This window comes from Paenibacillus sp. sgz302190 (assembly GCF_059820445.1).
This window is the reverse complement of sequence record NZ_JBZYAO010000001.1, coordinates 39,251-54,904: the sequence shown is the minus strand read 5'-3', so window position 1 is coordinate 54,904 and position 15,654 is coordinate 39,251. Positions and strand designations below refer to the sequence as shown.

Here is a 15,654-nt window from a genome sequence, read left to right as displayed (position 1 = left end):
ATTTCCTCCACCATGTTTTTATGCCAGCGTTTCTACGGCCAGTTCCCCCGTATGCGGGTCTTTCAGCACAATCCGGCCTTCAACGGGCGCGCCGTCCGGCAGCGTCAGTTTCAGCTTGGCGGTTTTTCCTTTTTGCACCAGCGCCTGCACCTGCGTATCGGTCAAACTGCGGCCGAAGCTTTCCTTCCAGATGACGAACTTGCAGCCTTCCTTGTAACGGGAACAGCCGTAGCCTTTCCGTCCCATGAACAAAGAGCCGCCGCAGCCGGGCCGCGGGCACGCGGCCACGATCGCGGGAGCGCCGTCCGGCGGCTGGACTGCGGCCGTTTTGCGCGCAGCGGCCGGGGCTTTCGCTCCCGCAGCGGTTCCTTGCGCCGCTTCGCCGTTCTCCCGGCGGGAACCCGCCGCCTGGGAGCGGGCCGCGCCGCGCTTGCCTGCGACCGGGGTCTCCCCTTCGAAAGCCGTGCGGGACGCTCTCGCCTGCATGCGGACTTTGTCCACGATCAGGCCGGCAAACTTTTTCACGTTATGCATGAACTGCTCGTCCGAAGCCGTGCCCCGCGATATTTCGTTCAGCCTGCGCTCCCACTGTCCGGTCATTTCGGGGGAGGTCAGCAGCTCGATCCCGGCGCCGCGGATCAGCTCGACGGCTGTTCGGCCCTTTTGCGTGATGACGATTTTTTTGCCCTGCATATCGATGTAGCCGACTTTTTTCAGCCGCTCGATCGTCGCGGCGCGCGTGGCCGGAGTGCCGAGCCCCGAATCTTTCATTGCATCGCGCAGCTCCTCGTCCTCGATCTGCTTGCCGGCGCTTTCCATCGCCTTCAGCAGCGTGCCTTCGGTAAACGTTTTGGGCGGCTGCGTTTCTTTCTCCTTGACGACGGTGTCGCTGCAGATGACACCGTCCGACGGATTGACGGAGAACGGCTCATTAACTTCGATTTCTTCCTCGTCTTCCTCTTCCTTGTCCTTGCCTTTGCCGCCTCTGGGCTTGTCCTTCTTCTGATCGGCGTAAATGATTTTCCAACCCAAATGCAGCAGCTCTTTGACGGTCGTCTTGAACATTTCCTTTTCCGCTTCCGTCATCACCGTGTGCACCTTGTACTCGGCCGGCGGATAAAACTGCGAAAGAAAACGCCTGACGATCAGGTCGTACAGCTTCTGTTCGTCCGGATTCAGGCCCGACGCCTTGCGGTTCGTAGGCAGTATCGCATGGTGGTCTTCCACTTTAGCTGGATTGCAAATAAATTTGTTGTTTTTATGAACGAGATTGCGGTCGGCTCCCTGCGCCAAATCCTGGTAAGCCGTACCCTGGAGCGCGGAAAGCGCCTTATGCATTTCCGGAATGTTTTGCTCCGTCACATAGTTGGAATTCGTCCGCGGGTACGAGATCACTTTATGCTTCTCATACAGCGACTGCGCCGTGTCCAGCGTTTTTTTCGCGGAAAATCCGAACTTGCCGTTCGCATCCCGCTGCAGCAGCGTCAAATCGTACAGTTTGAAAGGATACTCCTTCGTCTCTTTGACCTCGTACGAAACGATGCGCGCAGGCTTGCCTTTTACTTTCGCCGCAAGCGCTTCGGCTTTGGCCTTGTCCGTCATGCGCTCTCCCTGCCACATGCCTTTGTAGGCCGTATCCCCTTGCGTAAAATGGCCCTCCAGCTCGAAAAACTTGAGCGACGAAAACGCCTCGATCTGCTTTTGCCGGTCATAAATCAATGCGAGCACAGGCGTCTGCACCCGGCCGACGGAAAGCAGCACATTATGCTTCGTCGTAAAAGCGCGCGAGCCGTTCATGCCAATCAGCCAGTCCGCTTCGCTCCGCGATCTGGCTGCCTTGGTCAAGTTATCGTACTCGCTGCCGTCCTTCAGCGTCGCGAACCCTTTGCGAATCGTCTCCGCCGTCAAGTCCGAAATCCACAGCCGCTTCACCGGATGCTTCAACTTCAAATGCCGCTGTATGAGCGAAAAAATATGCTGGCCTTCCCGCCCGGCGTCGCACGCGTTGACCAGAAGGTTGCATTTCCCCGCCAGTTCGGCAATGACCTTAAGCTGATCTTTGGTGCGCGGATTCGGCACGAGCTTGAACTGCTCGGGAATAATCGGCAGATGATCTATGCTCCATTTTTTATATTTCTCATCGTATTTGTCGGGCTCCGCCAGTTCGATCAAATGACCGATCGCCCAAGTAATAATGTACGTCTCGCCTTCCAAATAGGACCGTTTGTTTTGCGCTTTCGGCTCGATAGCCGAGGCGATATTGCGGCCCATGTCAGGCTTTTCGGCGATAATCAAAGTTTTCACGCGTCTACTACCTCTTGTCGATTATTGCTGTCGGTATTTCTCGTCAGCTTAACAATATTCGTCCTACGCAGTCAAAAATCCTCTTTCTATCGCCCGTCTTATATCTTTTCGTCGTAAAAATACAGCTGCGCGTCAATACCGGCCCCCAGCTCGATGATGCCGTATGAATACCGGGGTTGTCTCCGCTTGTCGGTCGGCGAACCCGGATTGAACAGCAGCATGCCGTCAATCGTTTGCCGGTAAGGAACGTGGGAATGCCCGAAAATGACGATGTCCGGCCGTTCGGCAGCAAATGCTTCCCGCGCCCGCTCCTCGGTCGTCTTGCGGTAGCCGTCGCCATGGATCAGCCCGATCCGGCGGCGGCCAAGCGTGAGCAGTTTTTTGCGCCCGAAGCGCTCGATGATGTCCATGCCGTCGTTATTCCCGGCCACAGCCTCGCAAGGAGCTATTTGCTCTACAAGATCTACGATCCGCATGCCTACCCAATCGCCGGCGTGCACGATCAGATCCACACCCTGAAGCCCCCGAACGAGTGCATTCGGCAGCTTTTCCGCACGATCCGATAAATGAGTATCCGAAATCACACCAATTCTCAAGTACTATCACTCCAATCGCTCTCTGTCCTGCCATTGTAACAGAAAACGCTTACATTTGCACGTAATCGTCCAGAAAAGGACATTCCTTCCATCTGATGTAAGCAAAACGATTCTATACTTCTTCCGCTCACTCACTCGCTGTTTGCGTGCCAGTTTGTTACAATAGAAACCATACTTCAACCGATAAAGGGGGATCGCGTGCGCCCGGCCCTGCAAACCGGAAGCACTTCCATCATATGAAAGAACCTGTGGTCATTCAAAATAAACTCAAAGAAGCGATGAGCCATCTCGAAAAACGCTTCATGGAACGCGAAGAACTGATTCGCGTGCTGCTGCTGGCCGTAATGAGCGGCGAGCACGTTCTGCTCGTCGGCCCTCCCGGCTCCGCCAAGTCGCAGCTGGCGCGGGCCGTTGCCGGACTGTTCGGCAGCGAGCCCGGCTTCGATTATTTGCTCACCAGGTTTACAACTCCCGATGAGCTGTTCGGTCCCGTTTCTTTGCAAAAGCTGAAACAGGACGAATACGTCCGGTTGACGGACGGATATTTGCCGGCGGCGCGCTTCGCTTTTCTCGACGAAATTTTCAAGGCGAACAGCGCGATTCTCAACTCCCTGCTCTCTATTCTGAACGAGCGCATCTTTTTCAACGGCCGCGGGAAGCAGCAGGTTCCGCTTCATTTTTTGATGGCGGCTTCCAATGAGCTGCCCGAAGACAACGAACAGCTTGCCGCGCTGTACGACCGCTTCCTTTTCCGCTTCGAAGTCGAGTATGTGAAGCAAATATCGAGCTTTGAGCTGATGTTCGGCGCCCCTTCCGCACCGCTGCCCGTACTGCTGTCGACGGAGTTGGTCAACCAATTGAAAGCGGCGGCGCAAGACATTATTTTGCCGGAGCCGATCATCTATATGATGTTCCAGCTGAAAACCGCCATGGAGGAAAAAGAATACGTCATATCCGACCGCCGCTGGCACAAAATCGGCCGGGTCTGGAAATGCTCCGCCGCCATCCACGGCCGCAGCTCGGTAAGCGTATGGGATACGGTGCTCACACCGCATATGCTGTGGGACTTCCCGGAGGACTTGAGCGAGCTGAAAGAGCTGTTCGATCAAGTTTTTCAGGAGATGCTGAAAAAGGAAATGGAGCAGGAACTGCCGCTCCAGACCTACAATCAATCCGTCCGCAAGTGGCTGGACAAGGAGGACGAGCTGCATTCGTTCCAATTTAAAAAGGAAGTCGGCGGTGCGCTTTCCAAAGAGGCGTCCGAACGGCTGAAAGCGGAGCTGGAGCTGTGCCGCTCCGAGCTGGAGGAAACGGCTAGAAGCTTGCGGGGCCGGCTCATCGGCTGGCAGGAAAAGGAGAAAAAGCTGGCCGAATGGATCGCTTCCCAGTCCATTTTCCTGCTGCATCCTGATCAATATGCCGTAAAGTTCACCCATCTCCGCATACAGGGCGAGCGCATCCTGCAGTCCGTTCAAGGCCTGTACCGCACCTTGTTTGACCGGGAAATTCCCGGCATTGTCTACGACTATACCCTTTAAAGAGGTACCGCCCTATGATCATACGCTGCACAAGGGTCGACAGATACGTCTTCGAAGGCTATGTCCGCTCATCGCGGGCCGCTAGCGAATGGATGCGCGAGGCTGTCCGGCAAGCCCCGTGGTTTCAACTGGAGCTGTTCGCCGATTTTTTCATGTGTTTTTATTTGGCGAAACCGGAAATCGACGGCGCGGCGGAAGACACGCCCTTTCACCGCTGGCTTGTGCTCACTTTGCGCAAGCAGTATTTTTACGTCTCGATACATCCGCGGACGATCGGCCATGTCAATGCGTCCTTCAAAACGGCGCTGAAAGCGTTGATGTGGCTGACGGAGTCTTACGAGAAAGAAGTGACGCGCAGGCAAAAGGAACAGCAGCAGCTTGCCGCCGGCATCGAGAAAAAGCAGGAGCGCAGCGGCCAGGAAGACGCCAGGGTCAGCGAGCGGCTAACGGACAAACAGATCGAGAAGCTGCGCCTTGTCGGCTATACGCTCCAGCAGGGCAAGCGCACGGTCGAGGAGAAGCAGGCTGCCGCGGATACGAAACCGCTCGTCGCCGAGGAGATCCAGGCTTTGCGCCAGCGCATCGCCGAGTTGAAGGAAGCGATGCGTACCGAGTTCATGAAGCGGGACAAGCTGAAAACCAAGCTGCGCAAGGCGGAGGACGAGCTCGCGAGCCGCGAGCGGCAAATGGAGCGGATGACCGCAAGAGATGCCGCCGCGATGAAAGAAATCGAGGACGAGCTCGGCGATTGGCTGAACCGCGCGCTCAAGGAGACGCTGTCGCAGGAAGAGGAAGACAGCTTCGATGTGCACGCGCTGATGCAGGCCAGCCAGCGGCTGGCCAACAGGCGCTGGGGCAGCGAGCTCGGCAAACTGCGGCGGCAGACGTTCGAACGCTACACGCAGTGGATCGAAAAGCTGCGGCGCAGCAAAGATTTGATCGCCTTCTTGCAGGAAGTCGGCCGGAACGTCCATCACCTGCGCGTGCAGCGCAAAAAGATGCGCTCCCCCTTCATTCCCGAAGCCTACGACGATTTGCGGCATTCCGGGGAGCTTTCCCACATGCTGCCCAGCGAAGCCAGCCTGCTCGCGGATGAAGATTTCGAGCCTTATTTTCTCGTCAAATGGATCGAAAACAAGCTCATGACTTACAACTACACTGGCGCGCTCGACGAACCGCAAAAAGGTCCCGTCATCTGCATGCTGGACACGTCGCACTCCATGCGTGGCGCCAAGCTGAAGCTCGCTCAGCTGTTCACCGCAACGTTCGCCTCCTTCGCCCTGCTGGAGGGGCGCGACTTCATGCTGCTGCTGTTCGGCGCCAAAGGCGAGCTGATCGAGCACACGCTGTACTATAAGCGCCCGGATTGGGACCGCTTCTACGCGCTGGCGCAGATGGCTTTTGGCGGAGGCACGAACTTCGACGCGCCGCTGCTGAAAGGAATGGAAGCGGTGCAGAGCAATCCGCATTTTCACGGCGCCGATTTCGTCATGGTGACGGACGGCGTAGGCCAATTGTCCCCGCCGACGCTGCAAAAGCTCGGCGCGCTCGGCCAAACCAAGCGGCTGCGCCTCCACTCCCTGATCATCGGAACCGCGCGCCAGCATCTGATGCAAAAATACGAGATTTTGGGCGTCTCGCACCAAATCCGCTTTGCAACGACCTGGGAGATGCAGGACCCGGTTAAAGACGAGCTGCTGCTTGACGTTTTTGCCAAACATTGACGGCACGGAATAAGATCGCCTTGCGGATGGATGGAAATAGTCGCCATTTAAAAAGACATCCGAATTGGCTATGCGTAGAACCGACTGGCGGGCAGCTCGCCTGCTAGATCTGGTGCATGAGCTTGGCCTTTGGGCTGAAGTATGCTCCTGTCGGGTTGCGTTGCTTCAGTAAGCCACCCCTTTCCGTTCGGGTTGCGGTGCTGAAATGGTGGGGAGCCGGATTGGCAGGGAGAAAGCCTACAAAAGTGCAGGTTTTTTCCGTAAAAATGGTCCATTTTGGCGAAAAGCCTGCGATAGTGCAGGAATTTTCGACGAAAATGAACCTGAGCCCATGTTCGCAGCGAAAAGCCTGTACATTTGCAGGAATTTGTCGTGGACAGCGCATCTATCGAACAAAAACTGTACTTCTGCAGGTTTTCTTCGCGCAACCAGGCAGAGGATGCGATCGGCTCTACCGTGTAGGTTTCTGGGCAAATTGTTGCGAACGGCTCGGGCGGGCGGGTGGCGGGCTGGAAGGTCGCTGTTTTGCCGGGTGCACCGTCATTGGACGACCCAAAAAAGACCCGCAATCTTCGCTTGGAAGCTTTGTGGGTCCTTTATTTGCCGATCATCACAGCAACTCTTTAATAACGTGCAGGGCTACGCCCGTTTCGCGGTATACTTCCAGTATTGAAGCTCCCGGGTTCGAACGAACAAACTCTTTCACTTTGCGTGTTTCCGCCATAAGCTCTTCTACGCACGTTTTACAGCGATTCTCATAGTCGGCGAGCAGCAATTGCCCGCAATCGACGCAGTTGCAAAGCGGCATTGGCTCTCCCTCCACGTTAGTCTCCCTATATCTTTCGCAAGCCGCTTCCCGAATTTGGGGGTAACTCTGGAATAAAATTCCACCGTTATCGTGATCGCACTTGCATTCTACTAGACATTATACCCCAGGTTTTGACAATGCCGCCAGTACCGATCCTGTTTACTTTTTCGTCAAAGAATCGATGTCGATAAATGGTGCCGCCCCGCCGGTAACGGAAGGTAAACGGCCGTCCCATTTTTCCAGCGCCTTCTCCTGCACTTCGATTTGCTTCAATTGCACAAGCTCCGGCGTCACTTCCTGCTTCTTGAGCTTGAGCGATTCCGCCTCCGCCTGCGCTTGCGCAACCTTTTGCTGGGCTTCGATTTGAATCCGTTTCAAGTCGTTCTCCGCTTTCAAAGCTTGCTGCTGTGCGACTTGCTTCGCTTCAATCGATTGATTGAACGCATCGGAAAATTTGAAATTGACAATATTGATGTCATTGACGAACAGATTGTATCTGCCCAAACGTTTGGTCAGCAGTTCCTGAATTTCCACAGCGACCGCATCGCGTTTGGCGATTAAATCTTCAGCCGCATATTTGGCTGTCACTTCTTTCACGATTTCCTGAATGGCCGGCGCGATGATCACCGTATCGTACGAGCCGCCGATATTGTTCATCAAGTTGTACGCCGATGCTTTATCCACCGAATAGTTGACGGCGACGTGCGTGGACACCGGCTGAAGGTCTTTCGACGATGCAGTCGTGTCGGCTTCCGCTTTGGTCACCTGGGTGTTCACTTGAATAATCGTCTGCACGAACGGCACTTTCATATGCACGCCCGGGCCCAATACGGAGTCGCTCAGCTTTCCGAATGTTTTGTACAAACCTACATTCCCGTACTGCACGGTCGAAAAGCCGTTCAACAAAATAATGAGAACGACAACGACCAGCAAAGCCGTGGTTATGATCCATTTCACATTCGCAGCCCGACTCTTCGGGTTCAGATTGGTTTCCATCGCATCTCTCCCTCTCTTTTTTAAGAACCTCAATAATTGTACGGCGGCGAGCGGGAATTTGTTTCAAAATTATGTAAAGTTTCTTGGCGGGCAGCACACTTCCATGCAGCGGATCGCTTGTTGCAGAGGAACGACCTGCTCGGTCTGCTCGACCATATCTTTCAGCCTGACTCGGGCTGCCGAAATTTCCTCCGAACCGATCAGAACGACGAATCGGATGCCCTGGGCGGATGCGGATGACAGCAGCTTTTTTAATTTGCGGTCGCCGCTTGCGACGCGGGTCCGTATGTTTGCCTGGCGCAGCTCGAACGCTGTCCGCAGAGCTTCGGCGGAAGCTTCCTCCCCTATCGGAACGACCAGCACCTGGGGCCGGGGCGTTTGATCCGCATGTTCTCCGCGACGCAGCATCTCCATAATCGCCTCCAACCCAAAGGAAAGGCCGACTGCCGGAACGCTGTCTTCCCGTCCCTCCGCCAAAAGCCCGATCATCCGGTCGTATCTCCCCCCTCCGCCCAGACTCGATGTATACACGCCCGCCGCATCGGCAATCTCGTAAACCGTACCTGTATAAAAAGACAATCCCCTCGAGAGAAACGGGTCAAAAGTGCAGCAGCCGTCCAAACCGGTTTGCTGCAAAAGCAGCTGCAAGGCCCGTGCCTCCTGCGCACCTCCCTTAGCCTCCAACTGAAAACGGTCCAGCAGATGAGCGAGTCGCAGCGGCTCCTCGCCGTTAAGGGCCAGCGTGCGGGTTATTACTGCGTCCGATAATCCTTTCGCGGCAAGCTCGGCGCCAACGCCTTCGGCACCGATTTTCGCCAATTTGTCCAGTGTAAGCATGACGGTAAGGTGCATAGCTGACGGCACGCCAAGACAGTCAAGCAGCTCGCCGAGCAATTTGCGGTTATTCCATTTGATTACAACCGGAATGCCGAGCTTCCCGAACACATCGGCCGCAAGCTGCATCAGCTCCGCCTCTCCGACCGGACCCGCGATTCCGACCGCATCGGCGTCGCATTGGATGAATTCACGCATTCGTCCGCGCTTCACGGGGCCGTCCCGGAATACTTTGCCGATCTCGTAACGTTTGAACGGAAGCTCCAGCCCGGGGTTATTGGCAACCACTTTGGCAAGCGGCAGCGTCAGGTCATATCGAAGCGCCAAATTCCGGCCGCCCTGGTCATGCAGGCGGTACATTTCTTTCAAAACCTCTTCCCCGCCCGCATACTTGGATGCCAGCAGCGCCTCTTCATTCAAAATCGGCGTTTCCATCGGCTCAAAATCGTACAATGCAAACACCGTTTCCAGCACGGACTGCACCTCTTTCCTCAGCGCCTGCTCTTTTCCCCAATAATCGTTAGTTCCTTTCACGTTTTGCATACATTTCCCATTCCCTTCTCCGTTTATTGGCGAAAATAAAAAACGCGCCGGACCTCTGGTCCCGCGCGAATCGTTATTCCGCAGGGAGGCCAACGCGAACAGCGTTAGCCCACCCCGAAAAAGTTACAGGTGTGTGCTAACGCCTTTCAAAATAATGATGAAATTGTACGATGCAAGAACGAATCATGGCGATCGTCTCCTTCAACATAATTACAATGATTATAACGGCACGTTGTCCGCTGTGCAACTGGTTTTTTTGCCGGTTATGCCAGCAAGGATTCAATATCGGCAGCGATATCGGCAGGCTCCGTGCGGGCGCTGTACTGCTTCACGATTTGACCGCTGGCATCGACGAGGAATTTCACGAAGTTCCATTCGATATCGCCGGTCCGGTAAGGCTCCGGCGTGTTGTTCACCAAATAAGCAAACAGCGGATGAGCATGCTCGCCTTTGACGTCCACCTTGGCGAACATCGGGAATGTGACGTTATAGTTCAGCTCGCAGAAGCTTTGAATTTCTTCGTTCGTTCCCGGCTCCTGATTGGCAAACTGGTTGCAGGGAAACCCGAGAACCGTAAAACCCCGCTCTTTGTATGCTTCGTAAAGCTCTTGCAGCCCTTTATAATGCGGAGTCAGTCCGCAGGCGCTGGCCGTATTGACGATGAGCAGCACCTTGCCTTTAAACGCGGAAAGCGAAATTTCCTCACCTTTAATCGTTTGCACTTGTATATCATAGATCGACATAAATGCTCTCTCCTTTAATTTGGAATGTCCCGACTTGTCCATTATAACATTGCTTTCCAGCATTTTACCAATGCTTTCGGGCGACCTTGAAGCTAAAGTTGCCAGCCAACCTTTCATGTGATATAGTTGATTACTCTGTTTTTATTTACCAACACATTAACTCTTAGGAGGTAACTGATCTTGGACACAAAGACTCAAAGTGCCTATCAAGAAGAACTGCAGCGTCTGGAACAAACCGGCGAAGAAATCGACCGGCAGTTGGAAAGGCTGCGCGCGACCCCGGTTTATTACGGCCCTGACTTAACCGAGCAGGCGCTCGAAGGGATTCGCGATCAAAGCCGGCGCAGCTTGTCCAAAGCCGTAGAGGAGCCGTATTTCGGGCGTCTTGACTTTCAAGAAAATGCGTCAGGCAGCCCCGTTCCGCTGTACATCGGCAAAGTCGGCGTAGAAGACGATCACACCGGGCAGCTGCTTGTCATTGACTGGCGCGCGCCGGTAGCCAGCCTGTTCTACTCGTTTACAGGCGGTTTGGACGCCGCAGCCTACGATTCCCCGGACGGGCTGATCGAAGGCCTCGTCTATTTGAAACGCAACCTCGTCATCCGCAAGCAAATTTTGCAGCGGGTCGTCGATACTTATGACCGCGATCAGGATTCGCTCGCCGTAGGCGACGAGTTCCTGCTTTACAGGCTCGGCGAGAACAAGGACAATAAGCTGCGCGACATCGTGTCCACGATTCAAGCCGAGCAGGACCGCATCATTCGCGCCGCCAAGAACACGGCGCTGATCATTCAAGGAGTCGCCGGAAGCGGTAAAACGACCGTCGCGCTCCACCGCCTCGCGTTCTTGCTCTATCAATACAGAGAGCAAATCCGTGCGGAACGGATGATTATTTTCGCGCCGAACAGCATGTTTCTCGACTACATCTCCGGCGTGCTCCCCGAGCTCGGCGTCGGCAATATTCAGCAAAGCACGTTCACCGACTGGACGCTCGATATTTTGGATCAGGAAGTCAAAATGGCCGACCCTTCCCTCGCCCTGCAAACCTGGTTCGCCGTCGGCAGCAAACGGCCGGTTATCGACGATTCCGCGCCGGGGCGCTTCAAAGGCTCCACCGCCTTCCTCCGCTATTTGGACGATTGCCTGAGCCGGTTCGAGCAATCGTACGTTCCGGCTGCGGATTTCATTCCGTGGGAAGGCGCCAAGCTACCGATCGCCACGATCCGCGAATGGTTTTTCGTCGAAAACAAGCACTACCCGTTAGCCAAACGCCGTGAGCGCGTCGTCGCGCGGATTAAGCGGTGGACGGAGATGCAGCTGGAAAAAATTTGGGAAGCAAACCGCAAAAAAGATTTGAAGAAAAAATCGTCCCAGAAGCTGCGCACGTATTTGACCGGATGGCCGGAGCATACGGCATTCTCGCTGTATAAGCTGATTTTTTCGGAGACGGGCAGACCCTCAAGCCTGCCGCTTGAGCTGCTGCGGCAAATTCCCGACTCGATCGTCAGCTCCACGGTGAAGCCGTTCAAGAAAAAAGAAGTGCAGCCGGAAGATCTGGCGCCGCTGTTGTACATTCATACCCGTCTGCACGGCATCGCTTCAGACCGGATGTTCGATCATGTCGTTATCGACGAAGCGCAGGACTTCTCGCCGTTCCAGGTTGCCGTGCTGGATTCTTATACACGCAGCGGCTCCTTTACGATTTTGGGCGATCTGTCGCAAGGTATCCATGCCTATCAAGGCATCGTCGAATGGAAGGAATTTTCCAGTTTGTTCCAAGAAAACGAAACGGCTTATTTCGAGCTTGAGCGAAGCTACCGCTCTACGATGGAAATCATCCATTTTGCGAATCAGGTGCTCACCCGGGGCGTGCCCAATCCGCTGCTCGCCGTCCCTGTATTCCGCAGCGGAGACAAGGTGCGCGTGCTGCAGACCGCCCCCGCAAACCGGCTGCCTATGCTGGTAAAAGCCGTGACGAAGCTCAAACAAGGCGATGCAAACACGATCGCTGTCATCGCGCGGACGGAGAAGCAGGCTCTGGAGCTGCACGAAGCGCTGACTGCGTCAGGCATTGAGGCGAATTTGATTACGGCTGGGCAAAGGGAATACCGCGGCGGCCTTTCCGTCCTTCCGGTCTATATCGCCAAAGGACTCGAGTTCGACGCCGTCCTGCTTATGGACGCAATCACTGGTCAGTACGAAGCGAACCTGCTGGACGCCAAGCTGCTGTATGTCGGCTGTACCCGCGCCCTTCACGAGCTTTGGCTGATCGCCCCCGGCGAGCTGTCGCCGCTGATCGATATTCGGGATGAGGCCTACGTAACCGCCGATTTTCCACAATAACCAATAAGACACATAGCCCCGGTGACCGCAAACGCGGCGGCCGCACAAGCTGTGTGTCTTTTTTTCGATTTGCATTTTGTTCAAAACGAATGAAGGTATACGCGTTCCGCGAACGTCCAAACTAGTAGTGGCTAAACCAAGCGCCAAAAAACGACGAATGAAATTGGGAAGAAAGAAGGGAAGCATATGGACTACTCACTTCGAGAGGAACGGGCCAACGCCATCAGTCATGGCATAGGAGCCGCGCTCAGCATCGCCGCCTTGATTTTGCTGGTCGTTCAAGCCAGCCGCTACGGAGACGCCTGGCATATTGTAAGCTTCAGCATTTTCGGAGTCACCCTGGTGCTTCTGTATACGTGCTCCACTTTGCTGCACAGCGTCAGCGAACCGAAAATCAAAGATCTGTTCGAAATTCTGGATCATTCCGCAATTTATTTGCTCATTGCCGGAACGTACACGCCTTATCTCCTCGTTACGCTGCGCGGGACGCTCGGTTGGACGTATTTTGCCGTCATATGGAGCTTGGCACTCGTCGGCATCGTGCTCAAAATCTTTTATGTCAAACGATTCATCGTACTGTCCACGATCTGTTACATATTGATGGGCTGGCTCATCGTGTTCGCCTTCAAGCCGCTCTATGACCATTTGCCGACCGGCGGGATCGTCCTGCTTATTGCCGGCGGACTGCTGTATACGTTCGGCACAATCTTTTATGTATGGCGCGGCGTCCGCTACCACCACGCCATATGGCATACATTCGTGCTGGCAGGCAGCGCTTGCCACTTTTTCTCCATATTCCTTTATGTCGCACCGCTGTAAAGCTTTTGGCACCGCTGACCGGCCGCATGGCTCCCGTTAAGCCAGCAAATGCTGCAGTTGACCGACGGAGACGGCGTGTTCGAGCGCGGCGGCAATCAGCCCGTAGCCTTTGGCGTTCGGGTGGACGTGGTCTTCGGCCAAATGCTTGCTTTCTTTGCCGACAAAAGCATCATAAATTTGCACGACGCGGACGTCCTCCTTCGCCTGCTTGCGCAAAAACCGGTTAAACCGCCTGATCCAGTAAGCGGAATTGGGCACTTGCGGCAGCGGATTGTACAATCCGATCAAAACGATGAGATAAGGCGCCCCAGCGCCTTTTTTCAATTCTTCCAGCTGCGCGAGCAGCTTTTTATAATTCGCTTCATATTTTTGCAGCGCCGACTTCAGAAGGTTCGCATTACCCTGGTAAAAATAAGGAATGGCAGCTTGAATTAAATCGTTGCCACCGGCTGTAATCGTGATCAAGTTCGCCTGTTTGACATGAGCTCGCAGTTCGGGCTCCTTTTCGAGCTTGGCGAGCAGTTCCCAGGTAGTCGCGCCGTTCGTGCCTGCCTGAGTCAAATGGACGGGCACATTCAGCGCCTTCTCCACTTTTTTCCGGTACAGCGGCACGAAGCCTTGCCCGGCCTTCGCCCCATAGCCTACAGTCAAGGAATCACCGAATGCCAGATAATGGATCGCCCTCTTCATCACAACCCTCTCCCCAAATCCCGACGTACTACCAATGTATGCGGGTGCGCCCAGATTGGGAAGGCCGGACGACGCGCCGGCGGGAAGTTTTTATTCGCTCGCGAGCAGCATCTGCGGCTTGCACTGCTCCTCGACAAACCTTTCGATTTGCGCCTTTTCCGTCAAAGTAAACTGATATTCGCAGTCGCAGCCCTCGTCCTGCAGCACGATTTGCACGGGCTCGCCGCCATGATTGCATATGACGAGAACCCCCGGCTCCTGCAGGCCGTTGGGCAAATACTGCCCTTCCTTCAAATTCAGGTCGAGGTACACATCAACCCATTGCCCCCGAGCTTCCACTTCCCTGCAAAATAGCGCAAAATCGTGCTCTACCGGATCCGCACCGTATTTCATCATACCCATTGCCTCCTTCTTGCACGTGTCGTCCACTTATTGTAACCCAGCCTCCGCGTTTGTGGTAGTTCCCCCTCAAATGTACTACAATGAAACCAAGAATATTTTTTCATCGTGTTCGAGCGGGGGATAAAAACAGTCGTCCATGCTGCGCGGAACGGCGTTTTTAGCGACCGTCGAGCGGTTCCGCAGTAATTAATTTTCGGGCTTGCACATTCGTTTGTGTGAAAACCCACGATGGGTGGCACGGCGCAGCCGGTTGAACCTGACGGCTTGGCAGCCCGAAAAAGCCTGCGAAAACCCCCATGACGCCGTGGACGTCACCCCACAGAATGAAAATAATTCAGGTCTACTGTGTCTATTTTCGTATAAAGTGCAGGCTTTTTCGGGGGAGCGGGCCGGTTTCGGGAAATTCCTGCAATTGTGCAGGAATTTCCGGCTAAGAGGCGGCCGGGCCCAGAATTCCAGCGAAAAGCCTGCAGTTTTGCAGGAATATTTCGCGGACAGCGCTTCTCGACGCAAAAAAGATGTACTTTTGCAGGCTTTCTGCGCGCGGCTAGTGATTCCCTGGTGAGCATGTTTTTCCGCTCACTGCTGTGTAGGCCTCGCCACAAGGATGGCGTGGCGGCTTGCCAGCCCGAAAAGCCTGCGAAAGTGCAGGCTTTTTCGGGGGAAGCGGGCCGATTTCGGGAAATTCCTGCAATTGTGCAGGAATTTCCGGCTAAGAGGCGGCCGGGCCCAGAATTCCAGCGAAAAGCCTGCAGTTTTGCAGGAATATTTCGCGGACAGCGCTTCTCGACGCAAAAAAGATGTACTTTTGCAGGCTTTCTGCGCGCGGCTAGTGATTCCCTGGTGAGCATGTTTTTCCGCTCACTGCTGTGTAGGCCTCGCCACAAGGATGGCGTGGCGGCTTGCCAGCCCGAAAAGCCTGCGAAAGTGCAGGCTTTTTCGGGGGAAGCGGGCCGATTTCGGGAAATTCCTGCAATTGTGCAGGAATTTCCGGCTAAGAGGCGGCCGGGCCCAGAATTCCAGCGAAAAGCCTGCAGTTTTGCAGGAATATTTCGCGGACAGCGCTTCTCGACGCAAAAAAGATGTACTTTTGCAGGCTTTCTGCGCGCGGCTAGTGATTCCCTGGTGAGCATGTTTTTCCGCTCACCACTCTGTAGGCCTCGCCTGCAAGGATGGCATGGCGGCTTGCCAGCCCAAAAAGCCTGCGAAAGTGCAGGCTTTTTCGGGGGAAGCGGGCCGATTTCGGGAAATTCCTGCAATTGTGCAGGAATTTCCGGCTAAGAGGCGGCCGGGCCCAGAATTCCAGCGAAAAGC

The 15,654-nt window shown here is 54.9% G+C and carries 13 protein-coding genes; 5 read left to right on the top strand and 8 right to left on the bottom strand.

What is annotated here, in order from left to right; translation table 11 throughout:
* Positions 1-18: 18 nt before the first annotated feature.
* A complete protein-coding gene (locus AC6RNO_RS00240) occupies positions 19-2,304 on the bottom strand; it encodes a DNA topoisomerase 3 (protein WP_497104163.1) in 2,286 nt (761 codons plus the stop codon).
* 98 nt (positions 2,305-2,402) lie between these two features.
* Positions 2,403-2,900, bottom strand: a complete 498-nt coding sequence (locus AC6RNO_RS00235; protein ID WP_474685538.1) for a metallophosphoesterase family protein — start codon at positions 2,898-2,900, stop codon at positions 2,403-2,405.
* Positions 2,901-3,136: 236 nt separating this feature from the next.
* Here AC6RNO_RS00235 and AC6RNO_RS00230 point away from each other — a divergent pair, with 236 nt between their 5' ends.
* Together AC6RNO_RS00230 and AC6RNO_RS00225 are read left to right on the top strand one after the other, a co-directional pair.
* Positions 3,137-4,438: an AAA family ATPase gene (locus AC6RNO_RS00230; RefSeq protein ID WP_497104162.1), complete on the top strand. Its 1,302-nt coding sequence runs from the start codon at positions 3,137-3,139 to the stop codon at positions 4,436-4,438.
* 14 nt (positions 4,439-4,452) lie between these two features.
* Complete coding sequence (locus AC6RNO_RS00225) at positions 4,453-6,162, top strand: hypothetical protein (RefSeq protein ID WP_497104161.1); 1,710 nt, start codon at positions 4,453-4,455, stop codon at positions 6,160-6,162.
* Between the two features lie 610 nt (positions 6,163-6,772).
* On the opposite strand, the gene AC6RNO_RS00220 is transcribed toward AC6RNO_RS00225, so the two are convergent.
* From AC6RNO_RS00220 to AC6RNO_RS00205, 4 genes are all read right to left on the bottom strand, one after another.
* Entirely contained in the window at positions 6,773-6,970 is a 198-nt protein-coding gene (locus AC6RNO_RS00220) for a hypothetical protein (protein ID WP_497104160.1), read from the bottom strand.
* Positions 6,971-7,129: 159 nt separating this feature from the next.
* Entirely contained in the window at positions 7,130-7,966 is an 837-nt protein-coding gene (locus AC6RNO_RS00215) for a prohibitin family protein (protein WP_474685530.1), read from the bottom strand.
* 69 nt (positions 7,967-8,035) lie between these two features.
* Complete coding sequence (hisS, locus tag AC6RNO_RS00210) at positions 8,036-9,343, bottom strand: histidine--tRNA ligase (protein WP_497104159.1); 1,308 nt, start codon at positions 9,341-9,343, stop codon at positions 8,036-8,038.
* A 263-nt stretch (positions 9,344-9,606) separates the two neighbouring features.
* Positions 9,607-10,086 carry a redoxin domain-containing protein gene (locus tag AC6RNO_RS00205; RefSeq protein WP_497104158.1) on the bottom strand — a complete coding sequence of 160 codons (480 nt, stop codon included), beginning with the start codon at positions 10,084-10,086 and terminating at the stop codon, positions 9,607-9,609.
* Positions 10,087-10,266: 180 nt separating this feature from the next.
* Between AC6RNO_RS00205 and AC6RNO_RS00200 the strand changes: the two genes are divergently transcribed.
* Together AC6RNO_RS00200 and trhA are read left to right on the top strand one after the other, a co-directional pair.
* The gene (locus AC6RNO_RS00200; protein ID WP_497104157.1) at positions 10,267-12,429 is read left to right on the top strand and encodes a 3'-5' exonuclease; all 2,163 of its coding nucleotides are present in this window, start codon (positions 10,267-10,269) and stop codon (positions 12,427-12,429) included.
* Between the two features lie 186 nt (positions 12,430-12,615).
* Positions 12,616-13,248: a PAQR family membrane homeostasis protein TrhA gene (gene trhA / locus AC6RNO_RS00195; protein ID WP_497104156.1), complete on the top strand. Its 633-nt coding sequence runs from the start codon at positions 12,616-12,618 to the stop codon at positions 13,246-13,248.
* Positions 13,249-13,284: 36 nt separating this feature from the next.
* Here trhA and AC6RNO_RS00190 read toward each other — a convergent pair whose 3' ends face one another.
* Positions 13,285-13,938, bottom strand: coding sequence for a GDSL-type esterase/lipase family protein (locus AC6RNO_RS00190; RefSeq protein ID WP_497104155.1), 654 nt, complete (start codon positions 13,936-13,938; stop codon positions 13,285-13,287).
* A 90-nt stretch (positions 13,939-14,028) separates the two neighbouring features.
* The gene (locus AC6RNO_RS00185) at positions 14,029-14,334 is read right to left on the bottom strand and encodes a hypothetical protein (protein ID WP_497104154.1); all 306 of its coding nucleotides are present in this window, start codon (positions 14,332-14,334) and stop codon (positions 14,029-14,031) included.
* Between the two features lie 420 nt (positions 14,335-14,754).
* Between AC6RNO_RS00185 and AC6RNO_RS00180 the strand changes: the two genes are divergently transcribed.
* Entirely contained in the window at positions 14,755-15,621 is an 867-nt protein-coding gene (locus tag AC6RNO_RS00180) for a hypothetical protein (RefSeq protein ID WP_497104153.1), read from the top strand.
* Positions 15,622-15,654 lie beyond the last annotated feature (33 nt).

Bases quoted from the DNA above. Each gene is read 5' to 3' on its own strand.
- AC6RNO_RS00230 (WP_497104162.1), top strand. From the start codon at position 3,137: ATGAAAGAACCTGTGGTCATTCAAAATAAACTCAAAGAAGCGATGAGC.
- hisS (WP_497104159.1), bottom strand. From the start codon at position 9,343: ATGCAAAACGTGAAAGGAACTAACGATTATTGGGGAAAAGAGCAGGCG.
- AC6RNO_RS00215 (WP_474685530.1), bottom strand. From the start codon at position 7,966: ATGGAAACCAATCTGAACCCGAAGAGTCGGGCTGCGAATGTGAAATGG.
- AC6RNO_RS00205 (WP_497104158.1), bottom strand. From the start codon at position 10,086: ATGTCGATCTATGATATACAAGTGCAAACGATTAAAGGTGAGGAAATT.
- AC6RNO_RS00185 (WP_497104154.1), bottom strand. From the start codon at position 14,334: ATGATGAAATACGGTGCGGATCCGGTAGAGCACGATTTTGCGCTATTT.
- AC6RNO_RS00225 (WP_497104161.1), top strand. From the start codon at position 4,453: ATGATCATACGCTGCACAAGGGTCGACAGATACGTCTTCGAAGGCTAT.
- AC6RNO_RS00220 (WP_497104160.1), bottom strand. From the start codon at position 6,970: ATGCCGCTTTGCAACTGCGTCGATTGCGGGCAATTGCTGCTCGCCGAC.
- AC6RNO_RS00190 (WP_497104155.1), bottom strand. From the start codon at position 13,938: ATGAAGAGGGCGATCCATTATCTGGCATTCGGTGATTCCTTGACTGTA.
- trhA (WP_497104156.1), top strand. From the start codon at position 12,616: ATGGACTACTCACTTCGAGAGGAACGGGCCAACGCCATCAGTCATGGC.